This is a genomic window from Abyssisolibacter sp. ZYX002 (genome assembly GCF_056892235.1).
In genome coordinates this window covers 19,086-36,055 of the sequence record NZ_JARMXH010000014.1, presented here as the reverse complement: position 1 = coordinate 36,055, position 16,970 = coordinate 19,086, and the positions used below count along the sequence as shown (strand labels likewise).

Annotated in this window: 15 protein-coding genes; 1 reads left to right on the top strand and 14 read right to left on the bottom strand. The window is 29.6% G+C overall.

Features of this window, described 5'->3' with window-relative positions:
- The first annotated feature begins 520 nt into the window (after nucleotides 1-520).
- Entirely contained in the window at nucleotides 521-1,108 is a 588-nt protein-coding gene (yyaC, locus tag P3X86_RS20400) for a spore protease YyaC (RefSeq protein WP_483294588.1), read from the top strand.
- Nucleotides 1,109-1,121: 13 nt separating this feature from the next.
- On the opposite strand, the gene P3X86_RS20395 is transcribed toward yyaC, so the two are convergent.
- The 14 genes from P3X86_RS20395 to P3X86_RS20330 form a co-directional block, all read right to left on the bottom strand.
- Nucleotides 1,122-1,385, bottom strand: coding sequence for a YkuS family protein (locus tag P3X86_RS20395; RefSeq protein WP_483294587.1), 264 nt, complete (start codon nucleotides 1,383-1,385; stop codon nucleotides 1,122-1,124).
- Nucleotides 1,386-1,444: 59 nt separating this feature from the next.
- Nucleotides 1,445-1,957: a DUF4446 family protein gene (locus P3X86_RS20390; RefSeq protein ID WP_483294586.1), complete on the bottom strand. Its 513-nt coding sequence runs from the start codon at nucleotides 1,955-1,957 to the stop codon at nucleotides 1,445-1,447.
- Between the two features lie 91 nt (nucleotides 1,958-2,048).
- Complete coding sequence (locus tag P3X86_RS20385; RefSeq protein ID WP_483294585.1) at nucleotides 2,049-3,182, bottom strand: aminotransferase class V-fold PLP-dependent enzyme; 1,134 nt, start codon at nucleotides 3,180-3,182, stop codon at nucleotides 2,049-2,051.
- A gap of 187 nt (nucleotides 3,183-3,369) precedes the next feature.
- A complete protein-coding gene (locus P3X86_RS20380; RefSeq protein WP_483294584.1) occupies nucleotides 3,370-4,140 on the bottom strand; it encodes a formate/nitrite transporter family protein in 771 nt (256 codons plus the stop codon).
- Nucleotides 4,141-4,276: 136 nt separating this feature from the next.
- Nucleotides 4,277-5,053, bottom strand: a complete 777-nt coding sequence (gene fdhD, locus P3X86_RS20375; RefSeq protein WP_483294583.1) for a formate dehydrogenase accessory sulfurtransferase FdhD — start codon at nucleotides 5,051-5,053, stop codon at nucleotides 4,277-4,279.
- Between the two features lie 16 nt (nucleotides 5,054-5,069).
- The gene (gene mobA / locus P3X86_RS20370) at nucleotides 5,070-5,669 is read right to left on the bottom strand and encodes a molybdenum cofactor guanylyltransferase (RefSeq protein ID WP_483294582.1); all 600 of its coding nucleotides are present in this window, start codon (nucleotides 5,667-5,669) and stop codon (nucleotides 5,070-5,072) included.
- A 32-nt stretch (nucleotides 5,670-5,701) separates the two neighbouring features.
- Entirely contained in the window at nucleotides 5,702-8,380 is a 2,679-nt protein-coding gene (fdhF, locus tag P3X86_RS20365; protein ID WP_483294581.1) for a formate dehydrogenase subunit alpha, read from the bottom strand.
- A 285-nt stretch (nucleotides 8,381-8,665) separates the two neighbouring features.
- On the bottom strand, nucleotides 8,666-8,914 hold the full coding sequence (locus P3X86_RS20360; RefSeq protein ID WP_483294580.1) for a TIGR04076 family protein: 249 nt from the start codon (nucleotides 8,912-8,914) through the stop codon (nucleotides 8,666-8,668).
- A 234-nt stretch (nucleotides 8,915-9,148) separates the two neighbouring features.
- Complete coding sequence (locus P3X86_RS20355; RefSeq protein WP_483294590.1) at nucleotides 9,149-10,894, bottom strand: NADH-dependent [FeFe] hydrogenase, group A6; 1,746 nt, start codon at nucleotides 10,892-10,894, stop codon at nucleotides 9,149-9,151.
- A gap of 37 nt (nucleotides 10,895-10,931) precedes the next feature.
- Nucleotides 10,932-12,725 carry an NADH-quinone oxidoreductase subunit NuoF gene (gene nuoF / locus P3X86_RS20350; RefSeq protein WP_483294579.1) on the bottom strand — a complete coding sequence of 598 codons (1,794 nt, stop codon included), beginning with the start codon at nucleotides 12,723-12,725 and terminating at the stop codon, nucleotides 10,932-10,934.
- A gap of 43 nt (nucleotides 12,726-12,768) precedes the next feature.
- Complete coding sequence (locus tag P3X86_RS20345) at nucleotides 12,769-13,137, bottom strand: (2Fe-2S) ferredoxin domain-containing protein (protein ID WP_483294578.1); 369 nt, start codon at nucleotides 13,135-13,137, stop codon at nucleotides 12,769-12,771.
- Between the two features lie 40 nt (nucleotides 13,138-13,177).
- Complete coding sequence (locus tag P3X86_RS20340) at nucleotides 13,178-13,669, bottom strand: NADH-quinone oxidoreductase subunit NuoE family protein (protein WP_483294577.1); 492 nt, start codon at nucleotides 13,667-13,669, stop codon at nucleotides 13,178-13,180.
- A 1,562-nt stretch (nucleotides 13,670-15,231) separates the two neighbouring features.
- Nucleotides 15,232-16,104, bottom strand: coding sequence for a ParB/RepB/Spo0J family partition protein (locus tag P3X86_RS20335; protein WP_483294576.1), 873 nt, complete (start codon nucleotides 16,102-16,104; stop codon nucleotides 15,232-15,234).
- Nucleotides 16,098-16,880, bottom strand: a complete 783-nt coding sequence (locus P3X86_RS20330) for a ParA family protein (RefSeq protein WP_483294575.1) — start codon at nucleotides 16,878-16,880, stop codon at nucleotides 16,098-16,100. The genes P3X86_RS20335 and P3X86_RS20330 overlap by 7 nt, the downstream gene beginning before the upstream one ends.
- Nucleotides 16,881-16,970: the final 90 nt, after the last annotated feature.

Genomic DNA, 16,970 nt, shown 5'->3' with positions numbered 1-16,970 from the left:
TTTTTTTTCATTTTTGTCAAGGACTTATTTTTTTCGATATTTTCTTTCGTCCTTGGCTGTTGTTGTTTTTGCCAACTTTTATAGTTTAACCGCATTTTGTGTTCTTGTCAATAGTTTATTGATATTTTTATAAAAAAATTTGTCTAATAACTTGCTACTGCTGATATATTGTCTTTTAACAGAATCTATATATCATCTTAAATTATTTGTAATATAAACTCTAATACAAAACCAATCCTGTCCCTATTTTTTTCTTAAACATATTTTTAGATTTTTATTACTTTATTTTAAATTCGTGTTAATCAATTTTATTTTAACATTTTCTTTTTATAGATTGCATAAAAATATATAAACTTAATATCTGTAAACGAGTATCTATAAATATATTTCTAAATATGAATAAATAAAAATAGATGTGGTAAAACTTTTATTATTAAATTTTTTATAGTTTGTATAATTCTACTATTTTTAAAAATTGAATATTGCAACTGATTTGTTGCAAAACTGGTGGGAGGAACATATGAATTTAACTTTTAGCAATAAGAAATCTAGTATTAACTCTAATTCAAATAATGCGATACACAAGTTTGGTAATATCATCTACGATTATTTATCGTGTCATTATACAGATTCTTACTCTGACTTAATTATACTTTGTATTGGTAGTGATAGATCAACGGGTGATAGTTTAGGTCCTATCGTAGGATATAATTTATCTAAATATCCATTGTCCAATTTTATAGTTTTGGGTACTTTGCAAAATCCAGTTCATGCTAAAAACCTAAAGGAAACTATATGTTTTATTAAGCAACAATTTGTAAATCCATATGTTATTGCAATAGATGCATGTTTGGGTAAGTTTGATAGAATAGGTTATATATCTTTAAATGAAGGTCCTCTACGTCCTGGAGCTGGCGTTAAAAAAGCATTGCCTGAAATAGGAAATGTTAATATTACTGGGGTCGTCAATATTGATGGTTTTATGGAATACACTATATTACAAAATACTAGACTGCATACTGTTGTTAAAATGGCAGATATTATTTCAGCTTCTATCAAAAATGCTGTGTGGAAATACTCTAATGAACATGTTAAAAAAACACAATAACTATTTATTGTATTTAGAATAATGGACTGTATGATTTATGCGTTATCATATAGTCTATTTCTTTTATATCTTTTCCTTTTGCGTTTATAAGTAATATGCTATTAATATTGTTTTCACTACTGGAAATTTGATTATAGTAGTTTATATCATAACCATCTGCTTCATATACAAATACATCATAATTGGTATCCTCTTTATCTACTATATTGTATCCTCTTTTTTTCAATTCTTCTTTAAGTTCGTATAAATTATTCTGTACAAATACATTTTTGGTCAAAATAAAACACCTCCAATGGATATATAAAATATTATTATCCTTGGAGGTACTTTTTATCCTTACTTTTTCGAGTTTCTTTTACTAGAAGCAATTTGTAAAACTTCTGTTTCTTCTTTTGATAATGTGTATTTTGTCTCAGACCCTTTTACTGGTTTTCCATAAATACTACATCCATCTCTACCGTATAAACTAGTTATGATTACTCCGTCCAAATTGTCATCAAGCATAGCCAAAGAAAAACTTAGATCGCTTCCCATGTCATCAAATGCGTTGTATCTAATTATGCCAACATTTTGAAGTGTTAATCTTAGTCGTTGGTCTAATTTCATACATTTTCCATCAACAACACGTAATTCTTCTTTCACACTGTTTACTTTTTCAAGATGTTCAAATAATACATCTTCTAGATTAACACTATCTACATCTTTTAATAAAAGATCGTATTTCTTTTTTAGCTTACTTATACGCATTTGGCTTGATAGCATTATTAATAACAATAAAACAGTTGTTATCATAAGAACAAATAAAATAGTATTATTATTGCTTTGGATAAAATTTATTATATTGTCCATTAAGTATCTCCTTTATATTAAATTCTATACCTTTTTACTATATAATATTTATTTGCTCTATTCAAGTATTTATAGTAAGTTTATGTGATTTTTAAAACTCATTTATTATTGACTTTATAGCTTTTATTGTATCATCTATTTCTTTATGTGTATTGAAAAAACCCAAGCTAAATCTTACTACTCCTTGTTCGAAAGTCCCTATAGTTTTATGCGCAAGCGGAGCACAATGTAATCCTGGTCTAGTGCATATTCCATACATGCTGTCTAATATAAAGCTAACCTCTGAAGAATCTCTGTTATCTATGTTTATTGGTATAACTGGTGCTCTATGTTCTTTAGGCCCATAGATAATAACCTCTTTTATCTTTTTGAGTTCTGTTATAAAATGCTCAGTTAACTCTGTTTCGTGTCTTCTTATATTTTCCATCCCAGTTTCTTTTATGAAACTAACTCCTTCACCTAAACCTATAATCCCAGGAGCATTTGGAGTCCCACTTTCATATCTATCGGGTAACATTATTGGTTGATATAGTTCGTTTGACTTACTACCAGTTCCACCTTCTTTTAATTGTGTTATATCTAGACCATCTCTAATATAAAGTCCTCCCGTTCCTTGTGGCCCTAACAAACTTTTATGTCCTGGAAATGCTAATATATCTATCCCTTTTCTGACATCTATATCATATACGCCTGCAGTTTGTGCAGCATCTACCATATATAATACTCCACATTCTTTTGCTATTTTTGCTATATCGTATATAGGCATAATACTACCTACAACATTTGAAGCATGTGTAGTTATAATCATTTTCGTGTTTCTTTTGATATTATCTTTTATATTCTCTATATCGAGTACTCCATAATTATCACAATTTACAATGGTTGTTTCTATATTCTTATCTTTTAATGCCATAAGTGGTCTTAAAACTGAATTATGCTCCATGCTTGTTGTTATAACATGGTCTCCTTCTTTTAATATACCTTTTATACCGAGATTTAAACTATCAGTAGCGTTATGAGTAAAAATAATATTCATTGGGTCTTTTACTTTGAATAAATCAGCTATTATTTCTCTTGCCTCATATATACCTCTTCCTGCTTTCATTGCTAGTTTATGTCCTGATCTGCCCGGGTTAGCTCCATATTTAGTCATTACCTGCAAAATTGTATTATATACTCTTTCAGGCTTTGGAAATGATGTTGCTGCATTATCTAAATATATCATTTTTTCGCCTCCATATTTTTTTACTCTTTACTATCATATTCTATCAATAATAAAATATCAATAGCTTTTGTGTTCAATATATTCTATTATATGTATAATCAACATTGAAAATTTTTATAAAATAAAAAAAGAAGCATTGTTATAGCAATAAGCTAACGCCTCTTTTTTCTCTAGTATTATTTTGTTATTATTCTTTAATATAGCATATATAATAAACCATTGGCACTATTATAGCTCCACCAATCAAATTTCCAATAGTAACTGGTATTAAATTATTAGTCCACATTTCAACCCAAGTAAATCCTGCACCTACTAACTTTCCCATTGGTATAAAAAACATATTTGCAACAGAATGCTCAAAACCTGATAATACAAATAGCATTATTGGGAACCAGCATGTGAAAATTTTCCCTATAACATCTGTTGATGCTGTTGATATCCATACTGCTAATACTACTACTATGTTACATAATATACCTCTAGTAATACATTCTACTAATGTTAAATTTACTTTAGCGGTTGCTATTGCTTTAATATTATCTCCCACTAAACCTGCATACAAATTCGTTTTACTAAGTATTAATGCTAGTAATACAGATCCTATGAAATTACCTATATAAACTAATATCCAGTTTTTTAACATTTTATTAAGGGATATCTTTTTACTCATGAGTGCAATTGTCATAGTGTTGTTTCCAGTGAATAATTCTGCTCCTGCTAATATTACTAACATTAAACCTACTGGAAATACTGATGCACCTACAAATTTTGCAAAACCCGCATCAAATTTTCCTAGCGATTGTGTCACTACTAAATATCCATGTGCTCCAAAACCTATAAATGCTCCTGCAAATATACCTAACAATATCATCTTTATGCTTGATAATTTTGATTTTTTTACAGAAGTTTCAATTGTTTTATTCGCTATCTCTCTTGGAGTTAATAGCGGTTTTCTCATAAATATTCCCCCTTGCATTTTGTATACAGTAAAGCATTAACGCTTTACCAAGTTCTAGTGTTTTTTAGACATTTATAAATATTCAATACTTTTATAGAATATCATATATTAAGTATCTTTGTTAAGTTTAAATTTTCTAATCAATTAATATATTGCCACTTTGTGTGTATACATTCATTTTGTTACCTCTCGCAAAACCAATTAATGTTAAATTTAAAGATTTTGCTATCTCTATAGATAGATTTGTTGGAGCTGATTTTGAAACCACAGCAGGTATGTTTATTTTGGCTGCTTTTATCACCATATCAGATGATAATCTGCCACTTGTAACTATATATTTGTCTTTGACCTCTAAATCATTCAATATTATATATCCTATTATTTTATCTATTGCATTATGTCTACCTATATCTTCTTCAAAAACTATTATTCTATCATCGATGCATAAACCACAACTATGAACGCCCCCTGTTTCTTTAAATAGTTGAGATTGAGTTGTGAATTTTTTCATAACTCTACTAACTTTACTATTATTTATAATAATGTTACTTGTATTTATTTTTGAATTAAATGAATCTAGCTCATTATAAAAAATTGTACCTTTACCACACGACGATGTTATAGTTTTTTTAGAGTATAATTTATAACTAAACTCTTTAAGTGATACATATATTAACCCCTTCTCTTCTAATATATTTATAGCTAAAATATCGCTTTTTTTCTTTATTAATTCCTCTACAAAAATATACCCAACGGTTAGATATTTTATAGATTTTGGAGTACATAATAAAGTTACAATCTCTTTATCATTTACAAATATAGTATATGGTTTTTCAACGATGATTTCATCTTCTTTAAATATTGATCTATTTTTATTAATCTCCAAAATCTTGTATTTTACTTTTGTTTTCATCACTTGACCTCTACTTTTATTTGGCATTATGAATATATATGTTCAAATCTTCTTTTGTGTTTAAATTTATAAACATACTTAGGTCGTTACTATAGTTTCTTGCTACTTTTTCTTCTATATATTCACATTTTATTTTTTTTACAAATGAATGTATTGAATTGCTATTTTTTAAAATATGTTCTTCTAACTGAGTGAGTATGGATACATTATAGAAAGAGTTTAATGGCTCTATCCACTTTCCGTTTTTTGTTATACATGCGCTTATATCTTTACTGCAAATTCTTCTTTTCATAAATCTAATGTATTTTAGATTTATATTTGGCATATCACATGCTATAAAATATACATATTTACTCTTTGCTTCTTTTAATCCTTTGTGTATACCACTTAAAGGTCCTTTTCCTATAATTTCATCTCTATATATTCTTATATTTTTATTTTTATTGTAATTTGGTTTATTTGTAATGATTATTATATCATTGAATTCGTCTTGAAGCTTACTTGATATGGTATCCAGTAACCTAACATTGTTTATTTTTAATGTTTGTTTATCAAATCCCATTCTTTTGCTTTTTCCTCCAGCCAATATAACACATGTGCCAAAATCATCACTCATAAATAATCCCTCTTCATGTATATTCGTATATGTTAACAAATCTTTTTTATACTTACTGCACTTACTTTTAGTTCAGGAATTTTACAGATTTCATCCAAATGATTCCCTGTCAGAACATTTGCTGCACCTTGAGCAAAATGAAATGGCATAAAAACAATTCCCCGAGCTATTGTTTTTACTATCTTGACCTTAGTTTTGATAACACCTCTCCTTGATGAAACTTCCACAATTTCAGCATCTTTTATACAGTATGCTTTTGCATCTAATTCATTAATCTCTATATATGATTCTGCTGATTTTTTGTTAAGTCCCTCTACTCTACCTGTCATACTCCTTGTATGATAATGGTATAAATTTCTACCAGTAGTCATAATAAATGGATAGTCACTGTTTGGTGTTTCAGCGCTTTCTTGATACTCTTGGGGTAAAAATAGTCCTTTTCCTCTCACACAATGCCCCTCATGCAAAAACTTAGTACCTTTATGCTCTTTGTCTAAACAAGGCCATTGTAATCCTTTGTTCTCTATTCTACTATAGTCAATCCCTCCATATTGTGGAGTCACTTTTGCTATTTCTTTCATTATCTCAGAAACATTATCGTATGTTTGACTGTATCCAAGCTTATTCATTATTTCCATTATTATTTTCCAATCAGCTTTAGATTCACCAACTTCAGTAATAGCTTTTCTCACTCTCTGTATTCTTCTCTCTGTATTTGTAAATGTTCCATCTTTTTCAGCAAATGAACTTGCCGGGAGCACAACATCAGCAAACATTGCTGTTTCTGTTAAAAATATATCTTGTACTATTAAAAACTCTATGTTTTCTAATGCTTTTCTGACATGTTTTGTATCTGGGTCGGATACAATAGGGTTTTCTCCCATAATATATAGTGCCTTTATATTTCCATCTACTGCGCCATCCATGATTTCTGGTATGGTGTAACCTATGTCATTTGACATATCATCTACTTGCCATGCTTTTTTGAATTTTTCTATTACCTTTTCATCATCAACCTTTTGATAGCCCGGGAAATTATTTGGTAAGGCTCCCATATCACATGCCCCTTGAACATTATTCTGCCCTCTTAATGGATTAACTCCAGCCGATTCTATACCAACGTTTCCACATAGTAATGCTAAATTTGAAACACTCATTACTGTATGTGTCCCTGTTTTATGTTGCGTTATTCCCATTGCGTAATATATTCCCGCATTATTAGCCTGGGCATAAATTCTAGCAGCTCTTTTTATATCATTAGCATCTATCTCACAAATTTTGGCTACTTTTTCTGGAGTATAGTTTTTAACTAAGTCTACTAATTTTGCGTATCCCTCGGTCTTCTTTTTTATGTAGTGTTTATCTTCTAGTTCCTCTGTAATTATGACATACATCATGGAATTCAAAAGAGCTATATTAGTTCCTGGCTTGATTTGTAAAAATACATCAGCATCTTTAGCTAAATCTATTTTTCTAGGATCTGCTACTATTAATTTTGAACCTCGCTCCTTTGCTTGGAGTATTTTTGAGCCAATTACTGGGTGATTTTCTGTTGTATTTGAGCCTATAACAAAAATAGCTTCATTATTTATAATTTCACCTATACTGTTTGTCATTGCTCCACTACCTAAAGTTGTTGCAAGACCTGCAACTGTTGATGAATGTCAGAGCCTTGCACAATGATCAATATTATTTGTTTTCAATACTCCTCTGAAAAGTTTTTGGAATAAATAATTTTCTTCATTAGTACACCTTGCGCTACTTAAACCTGCTATAACTTTTGACCCATGTTTTTTTCTTATTATATTAATATTTTTTGCTATCGTAGCGTATGCTTCTTCCCACTCTGCCTCGATTAATTTACCTTCTTTACGTATAAGTGGTCTTTGTAATCTATCGTCATGATTAATAAACTTATACCCAAACTTACCTTTAACACATAAAAGTCCATCATTTGAGTGTCCTTTTATTGGATTAACTCCAACTACTTTTTCTTCTTTTACTAATAGCTCCATCTGACAACCTACTCCACAATAAGAACATGTAGTTTTGACTTTTTTTACCTCCCACAATCTAAATTTTTCTTTTGACTTAGGTAGTAAAGCACCTACAGGACAAATTGATACACAATTTCCACATGATACACATGTTGAATTGTTGATGTCGTCTTCAAAAGGCGCACTTACATGTGTTTTGAATCCTCTTTCACTAAATGATATAGCTCTAGTATGTTGTAATTCATTGCATACCCTAACACATTTGCCACATTCGATACATTTATTAAGCTCTATAGTGAAAAATGGATTGCTATCATCTAATTCAAATTCTTTTCTTTCTCCATAATAAGACGTCCTATGTACATCATATTCATAGCAGTATTGCTGCAACTTACATTCCCCTGATTTTTTACATGTTAAGCAGTCTTCTGGATGATTTGATAAAATCATATCTAATATATCACGTCTTGCATCCATTACCTTTTGGCTATGGGTCTGTATCACCATTCCTTCTATGGCTATAGTAGAGCATGATGTTGATAACGTTTGCATACCTTCTATCTCAACTACGCAAAGTCTACAGGCGGAATGTGGTTCTAATCTGTCATCATGGCAAAGTGTCGGAATTTTGATATTTAATCTTCTGCATATTTGAAGTATAGTTTCTCCTTTTTTCGCCTGTACTGATTTCCCATTGATTTCTAAATTTATCACTATGCTACCTCCTTTTAATGATTATCAGTTTATTCGGTGTCATGATGCTCTGATACTGGTACAGGTTCTACTTGATACATTTGAATAAATTTAGAGGATATAATATACTGTATACACCATGTTAAAATTATAACATTATAAGTTGCTAATTACAATCATTTTAATACACATAATAAGATGCTAATATCTCAATATGTCTATATAATCACATATATTTAATTTATGGTAAGTTTTTAGGTGGTTATTATTGATATTTTTTTATTAAAGTTTGTTAATACATACCATCTATTCGTCGTAAATTTCACCTTTTATTAACACTCTTCCATTGTCTGGACATCTAAACCTAAACATTTTACATTTCTTAGATCCAAAATCTAGATTACCTCCATTTAATAGTGTATATACATTTGGATAAATACATTGCCATAATTCATGACATATAGGTGGGCATAAATCTTCTACTATAAATGTATCTCCTTTTTTATGATAGCCTGACCTACATTTACTTTCTAACACTTCTAATTTTACTTTCATATTGTTATTTAATTCCTTTCTATTGTGTATTAATTAAAACAGCTCATTTGATATAGTTAATTACAATTATATGATATCAGAATCTTTTAAATTATTTAATAAATATTTCATTGTAAATTTTCCTTTTATCTCTGCTTCTTTTATAGTTAACACAAATAATCCCCTTTTACAAAGACCTACTATCTTATAGGTTCTACACAAAGGGGATTAATAACCTTATAATTTTAATATATTCTACAGTGGATATATATCTCTTTTTACATAATGAGTATGAAGTAAATCATGCGCTTTATGACTATTTGGCTTTTCAAAATACTCATCGTATATTTTCTTAATCATTGGGTTTTTATGAGATTTTCTTATTACTTTTGCCTCATCTTCATTATATAACGCTTTTGCTCTTTCTCTTCTAACGTCTACATTCATTTTAACTTTAGAACTAACATGTGGTTGTCCACCACCATTTACACAACCGCCAGAACAACCCATTACTTCAATAAAGTGATATTGCTTTTCGCCAGATTTAACTTTTTCTAATAATTCACTTGCACAACCTGTACTATGTGCTACTGCAATATTTACATCTAAGTCGCCAATTTTAATTGTAGCTTCTTTTATTCCTTCTGTTCCTCTTACCTGTGTGAAGTTTATTTCTTTTAATTCTTCGTTTGTTAATACTTCGTACACTGTTCTTAACGCAGCCTCCATAACTCCACCTGTAGCACCAAATATTACTCCTGCTCCTGATGATTCACCTAATATTGAATCAAAGTCTTCATCTGGTAGATTTACAAAATCTAAACCTGCTTGTTTTATCATCTTAGCGAACTCTCTAGTTGTCAATACTGCATCAACATCTTGATGTCCATTACAAGCTAATTCTTCTCTTTTTGCTTCGAATTTTTTAGCTGTACAAGGCATTATTGAAACTACATATATCTTAGATGGATCTATATTGTTTTTCTCAGCATAGTAAGATTTAACTACTGCTCCTAACATTTCATGTGGAGATTTACATGTTGATAAATTGTCTAGGAACTCTGGATAATAATGCTCACAGTATTTTATCCAACCTGGTGAACATGATGTAATCATCGGTAATTTGCCACCATTTTTTATTCTACCAAGTAATTCTGTTCCTTCTTCCATTATTGTTAAGTCAGCTGCAAAATCTGTATCAAATACTTTATCAAATCCAAGTCTTCTAAGGGCAGCTGCCATTCTACCAGTTACTGACGTACCCATTGCTAACCCAAACTCTTCTCCAAGTGCTGCTCTAACCGCTGGTGCTGTTTGAACTACTACATGTATATCTTTATCTTCTATAGCATCCCATACATAATCTATCTCAGTTTTTTCTCTTAATGCTCCTACTGGACATGACACTATACATTGTCCGCAATTTATACATGGAGTATCTCCTATTTCTTTATCAAAAGCTGGTGATACAGTAGACTCAAAGCCTCTATTTGCATAGTTTAGTACCCCTATTTTTTGAACATCATTACATACACTTACACATCTACCACACAAGATACATTTATTTGGATCCCTTACTATTGAAGGTGATGATGTATCTACTGGTCTTATAGTTTTTTCACCTTTAAACTCTATATCTGTTACACCTAACTCTTCACAAAGTGTTTGTAACTCACAGTTATGGTTTCTACTACAAGTTAGACATTCTCTATCATGATTTGATAAAAGTAATTCTAAGTTTGTCTTTCTTGCCTCTCTGATTTTCTTGGTATTTGTTCTAATAACCATACCTTCACCAACTTTGGCAACACATGATGCTTGTAAAACCCTAGCTCCTTCTACATCTACTAGGCACATTCTACAGGCTCCTGTCTGGTTTACATCTTTTAAATAACAAAGAGTCGGTATTTTAATTCCAGCACTATTTGCTGCTTCAAGTATAGTATATTCTTCTGGAACTTGAATTGATTTATTATCTATAGTAATGGTAACCATACCCATCATATACACCCCTTACTTTTATTATTTTTATATTTAATTATCCTAATTTAATTGCATTAAACGGACATTTCTCCATACATGCACCACATTTTATACATTTCTCTTGATCAATACTATGAGGCTTTTTAGTCTCTCCTTCAATTGCATCAACAGGACAAGCTCTAGCACACAATGTACATCCTTTACAAGCATCTTCTATTATGCTATATGCTAATAAATCTTTACAGTTTCCTGCTGGACATTTTTTATCTAATACGTGTGCTTCATACTCGTGTCTAAAATACTGTAATGTTGATATTACTGGATTAGGAGCTGTTTGGCCTAACCCACATAATGCTGAAGCTTTAATACTATCTGATAACTTCTCTAGCTTATCGATATCTTCTAGCTCTCCATTTCCACTAGTTATTTTCTCTAATAACTCTAACATTCTCTTGGTACCTATTCTACATGGTGTACACTTTCCACATGACTCTTCAACTGTGAAATCCAAAAAGAATCTAGCTATATCTACCATACAGTTATCTTCATCCATAACAATCATTCCACCAGAACCCATCATAGATCCTAAAGCTGTTAACGAGTCATAATCTATTGGAGTATCTAAATACTCAGCAGGGATACATCCACCTGATGGTCCACCTGTTTGAACAGCCTTAAACTTTTTACCGTTTGGGATACCTCCACCGATATCATATATTACTTCTCTTAGAGTTGTTCCCATAGGTATCTCAACTAAACCTGTATTATTTATTTTTCCACCCAATGCGAATACTTTTGTTCCTGGTGATTTTTCAGTTCCTATACTTCTAAACCACTTTGCACCATTATTAATGATACTTGGTATATTTGCATAAGTCTCAACATTGTTGATTAATGTTGGTTTGCCCCATAGACCTTTGTTAGCAGGATATGGTGGCTTATTTCTAGACATTCCTCTTTCACCTTCTATAGAAGCAATTAACGCCGTCTCCTCTCCACAAACAAAAGCTCCAGCTCCAAGTCTTATTTCTATATCAAAGTTAAATCCACTACTAAAGATATTTTCTCCTAAAAGTCCTTTCTCTTTAGCTTGCTCAATTGCTATTTCTAATCTTTCTACAGCTATAGGATATTCAGCTCTTACATATATAAATCCTTGATCTGCACCTATTGCATAACCTGCTATTGCCATCGCCTCTAAAACAGCATGCGGATCTCCTTCAAGTATACTTCTATCCATAAAAGCACCTGGGTCTCCTTCATCCGCATTACATATTACATACTTTTGGTCTCCTTTTGCACTAGCACAGAATCCCCATTTTAAACCTGTAGGGAATCCTCCACCACCTCTTCCTCTTAATCCTGAATCTTTTATTACATCTATAACCTCTAAAGGTTTCATTTCAGTTAAGACTTTACCTAGAGCCATATATCCATCAACTGCTATATACTCATTTATATCTTCTGGATCTATAACTCCACAGTTTTTAAGCGCAACTCTAGTTTGTTTCTTATAGAAGTTTACTTCATTAACTGACTTAATTATGTCTTCTTCCTGAGCTCCTTTATAAAGAAGATCTTTAACTATTCTACCTTTTAATAAGTGTTCTTCTACTATAGTATCAACGTCTTCTAACTTGATATGGCTGTAAAATGCTCCTTCAGGATAGACAACGATTATAGGACCTGCCTCACATAGTCCAAAACATCCTGTTCTAACAACCATTATTTCCTTATCCAATCCAGCTTCTTGGATTTTTTCTTTCATTTTCTCTTCTATTTTATCAGATTTTGAAGATGTACATCCTGTACCTCCACAAATTAATACATGTGATCTGTAAAAATCCATCTTTCTACCCCCTTTAGAATTAGAGTTGTTTATTTTTATTTAACTACTTTTCATATGCTCCTACAGTATACTCTGTTACAACGTTGCCGTTTACAATATGTTCAGCTATAACCCTTTTCGCTTTTTCTGCATCCATGTGTACATAGGTAACTTTCTCTTCACCTGGTTTAAATACTTCTACTATTGGTTCTAAACGACAAACGCCAATACAGCCTGTTTGATTTACTACAACATCGTTTAAATTTCTTTTATTTACTTCTTCTAGTAATGCAGTTAGAACAGGTCTTGCTCCAGCTGATATACCACAAGTTGCCATACCTACTATTATTCTAGTTCCGTTACTATCTTGTCTAAGTTGAATCTTCTTTTTAGCTTCTTCTCTAATTTTCTTTAATTCTTCAAGAGATTTCATTATTTTACACCTCCATTATTAATTAACTAGTATTTATCTATTATTTATTCATGTATTTTTTTATTATACCTGTAACATCCTGTACTACAAGTTTTCCGTAAACATCTTCGTTGACAGTTAAAACTGGAGCTAAACCACAGGCTCCTATACATCTAGTAGCTTGTAGTGAAAACTTCTTGTCTGGAGTTGTTTGTCCTACTTCAATGTTAAGTTCTTTTTTAATTTTGTCGATTATATCTTGCGCTCCCTTAACATAACACGCTGTACCTAAACAAACACCGATAGTATATTCACCACTTGGTATTAATGTAAATTGTGAATAGAATGTAGCAACACCATATATCTCGGACAATGGCACATTCAATTCTTCCGAAATTATTTTTTGAACTTCTATTGGTAGATATCCAAAAATAACTTGTGCTTTATGCATTACTGGCATTAAAGCTCCTTTTGTCAATTTCTTTTCGTCAATAAATTGTCTTAGCTCGTTAATTTTAGCTTCATTTTCTTTCCAGTTAAATTCAAAAGACATTGTAAACCCCCCTAATTAATTTTCTTAATTTTCTAAATATTTCACCTTATTACGCTAATAATACTTAGTCCCAAGAAATGAAACTAAGCATTATCATTTAAAAAGGTTATTTAGAAGATAAAATAGATAATTTTATATATATATTTATAATTAACTACTTTTACTACTAAATTAACTTCCAAAATCTTTTATTATCTAGGTTCAATTATCTAGATCTTGACAAATTTATATTTACCTATTTTATAGTGCTTTATATAATCTACCTATTGATAAATATATGTCAATTTAATATAGTTTTATTACTAGGTTCATTATAACTGCTATGTTTAAAATTTGTCAATGATTTATGCGCTATTATACTGTATACAAGACATTATTCGAGAAATTTTTATTCAAACTGTTAAAATTGTGAATTTATAAGTTTTTTAGTATTGATTTTTTGTATTTTTTGATAACAAATTAAGTATTTGTTTTTTTAGATTATAAATGTTTTCACAAAGTAATATTCTATATTTGTTAAATTTAATCATGATTATATTATAATTACGATTGAATGTAAAGCGAATTTATTATAATTTATGAAATTTATTTTACTAATTTGTTATTTTCTTAACATATATTATGTTTTATATACATTTATGAGTATCTACCTATTATATAGTGTTTCTATTAATTATTTTATCAATTATAAAACAACTATTTAAATTATCTCTTCATTAAAAATATCTAACTAATAATTAGTTTAAAAAACAAAAAACTTAATTTCTCAAATTTATAATTTAAAACATCTTCCAATTTCTATTATTTACTCATTGATAATTATAAACTATAATCTGCCATTGTCTACTCTGTAACATATTTAATGAATTTTTTACAAAGTAATTCACTTGCATGAAAGAAGTTCTATTTTTATACTTTAACTAGATTATTTAATATGTAAAAACCATATTAGCTACTATGTTTACAATATAGGTACTCTAAAAAATATATGATTCGATAAATCTCTTTATGTTGAACTTGAATTTAAACATTATAGAGCGTAATTGAAAACACTTATTATCCTGAAGGTGATATATCTTGTCTTGTTTCATTATTTAAATTAAATATTATTAAATTATTTAGGTCAATGTGTTATCACTTTGCAGTTGCTAAAATAGTAAATTATTATATCCAACAAAGGACTAACTATTATACTTTCTTAGTAATTATCAATTATCTTTGTCCCACCCCTATAATTATATGTATAATCATTAGCATGATTACCTAATAAATGAATTTTTGATTATTCATATCTATTCTGTAAGACTATATTATCTATAAGTTTGTTTTTTAATTGTACTGTGATTTAAAAACTTAAATTGAGTGATTGTTTATCTTTCTATTCTTGAATATGTACAGATGTATTGGCTACAATTAAGCTTATTTTATTACTAAGTCCCTTTATAATTAATATTTAAATTACTTTTAATGTTTCACGTGAAACAACATATAAAAAAGCTGTACTAAAATAATAAAACATTATTCTAATACAGCCTTTATATTTACTAATTCTTAGTATATACTTAATTATACTCATTATCAATAAGCATATCAACTATCCTATTTAAATCCTCTTGATTGTAAAATTCTATTTCTATTTTTCCTTTTTTCTTTTTCTTTATTACATTAACCCTTGTTCCAAATTTCTTCATCAATCCATCTTCTATATATATTAATTGAGGTTCTTTTTTTTCATTAGTTTTTTTTGAATTACTTATTCCTTCATTGTCATTGATTTTCTTGACAAGTTTTTCTGTTTCTCTAACACTTAAACCTTTATTTTCTATCTGTTTAGCCAATTTTAATTGGTTGTCTTTATCATTTAACATTAATAAAGCTTTTCCATGTCCTCCACTAATAGTTCCATCGTTAATCATATCCACTATTTCACCATCTAATTTTAAAAGTCTAAGTAAATTTGATACATATGGTCTGCTTTTTCCTACTATTTTAGATAGGTCTTCTTGTGTAAAGTCATATTTTTTTGCTATATTATCATATGCTATAGCTTCTTCTATGGGATTTAAGTTTTCTCTTTGTACATTTTCTATTAGTGCCATTTCAGCTGATTTTATATCTTCTACATTTCTAACTATACAAGGTATTGAATCTGATCCTGCAAGTCTGGTAGCTCTCCATCTTCTTTCGCCAGCAATGATTTGATACCCCTTCTTTTTTTTTCGGACTATTATAGGTTGTAATACTCCATGCTCTTTTATTGATTTTGCTAGTTCCTCTATTGTCGAAATATCAATATTCTTCCTTGGCTGATTTATATTAGGTTCAAGCATATTTATATCTATATATTCAATTCTATCGTCTGTATTTACATCTTCTATACTACTTTCGGGAATTAATGCTGCTAATCCCTTTCCTAGTCCTCTTTTTTTTACCATCCTTTTATCACTCTTTTCTGTCTTTTTATAAATTCTTTTGCTAAATCTTTATATGCTAGAGCCCCTTTAGATTTCGCATCAAAATCTGTTATTGCTAATCCATAACTAGGTGACTCAGCTAAGCGGACATTTCTTGGTATAAGAGTTTTATAAACATCATTTTTAAAATATTCTTTAACTTGCTCTACAACTTGTTTCGATAATATTGTTCTACTATCAAACATGTTCATAATAACTCCTTCAATTTTTATGTTCCGGTTTATACTCTTTTTTATCAATTTAATAGTATCAATTAGCTGGCTAACTCCTACTAATGCATAATATTCACATTGTATTGGTATTATTACGCTATCTACAGCTGCAAGTGCATTTATTGTCAATATTCCAAGTGAAGGAGGACAATCAATAAATATATAATCATAATCATCCTTGATTTGCTTAATTACATTTTTAAGTATAAGTTCTCTATTTTCTTTTACTGCAATTTCTAATTCAGCTCCTGATAATTCAACATCAGAAGCAATTATATCTAATTTTTTTATATATGTATTGTTAATAGCTTCTCTTGCATTTACACTTTCAATTAAACAATCATACAAAGAATATTCTACTTCATCTTTATCGATTCCTAAACCACTTGTTGTATTCCCTTGTGGATCAATATCAATTACTAAAACTTTTTTATTAAGTTTAGCTAAACATGCACTTAAATTTATGTTTATTGTTGTTTTTCCTACTCCACCTTTCTGATTGAAGATAGCTATTGTTTTGGACATCTCTTTTCCTCCTGATATGTGTATATTTCAATTTTAAAATATAAAATCCTTCTCTAAATAAAATTTTCTCTAATTTTATTATAAACTAAA

What these genes read in the sequence shown, in the direction of transcription:
- P3X86_RS20335 (WP_483294576.1), bottom strand. Translation starts at nt 16,104, where the DNA reads ATGGTAAAAAAAAGAGGACTAGGAAAGGGATTAGCAGCATTAATTCCC.
- P3X86_RS20380 (WP_483294584.1), bottom strand. Translation starts at nt 4,140, where the DNA reads ATGAGAAAACCGCTATTAACTCCAAGAGAGATAGCGAATAAAACAATT.
- P3X86_RS20385 (WP_483294585.1), bottom strand. Translation starts at nt 3,182, where the DNA reads ATGATATATTTAGATAATGCAGCAACATCATTTCCAAAGCCTGAAAGA.
- nuoF (WP_483294579.1), bottom strand. Translation starts at nt 12,725, where the DNA reads ATGGATTTTTACAGATCACATGTATTAATTTGTGGAGGTACAGGATGT.
- P3X86_RS20360 (WP_483294580.1), bottom strand. Translation starts at nt 8,914, where the DNA reads ATGAAAGTAAAATTAGAAGTGTTAGAAAGTAAATGTAGGTCAGGCTAT.
- P3X86_RS20330 (WP_483294575.1), bottom strand. Translation starts at nt 16,880, where the DNA reads ATGTCCAAAACAATAGCTATCTTCAATCAGAAAGGTGGAGTAGGAAAA.
- yyaC (WP_483294588.1), top strand. Translation starts at nt 521, where the DNA reads ATGAATTTAACTTTTAGCAATAAGAAATCTAGTATTAACTCTAATTCA.
- P3X86_RS20355 (WP_483294590.1), bottom strand. Translation starts at nt 10,894, where the DNA reads ATGGGTATGGTTACCATTACTATAGATAATAAATCAATTCAAGTTCCA.
- P3X86_RS20340 (WP_483294577.1), bottom strand. Translation starts at nt 13,669, where the DNA reads ATGTCTTTTGAATTTAACTGGAAAGAAAATGAAGCTAAAATTAACGAG.
- P3X86_RS20390 (WP_483294586.1), bottom strand. Translation starts at nt 1,957, where the DNA reads ATGGACAATATAATAAATTTTATCCAAAGCAATAATAATACTATTTTA.
- P3X86_RS20345 (WP_483294578.1), bottom strand. Translation starts at nt 13,137, where the DNA reads ATGAAATCTCTTGAAGAATTAAAGAAAATTAGAGAAGAAGCTAAAAAG.
- mobA (WP_483294582.1), bottom strand. Translation starts at nt 5,669, where the DNA reads ATGAGTGATGATTTTGGCACATGTGTTATATTGGCTGGAGGAAAAAGC.
- fdhD (WP_483294583.1), bottom strand. Translation starts at nt 5,053, where the DNA reads ATGAAAACAAAAGTAAAATACAAGATTTTGGAGATTAATAAAAATAGA.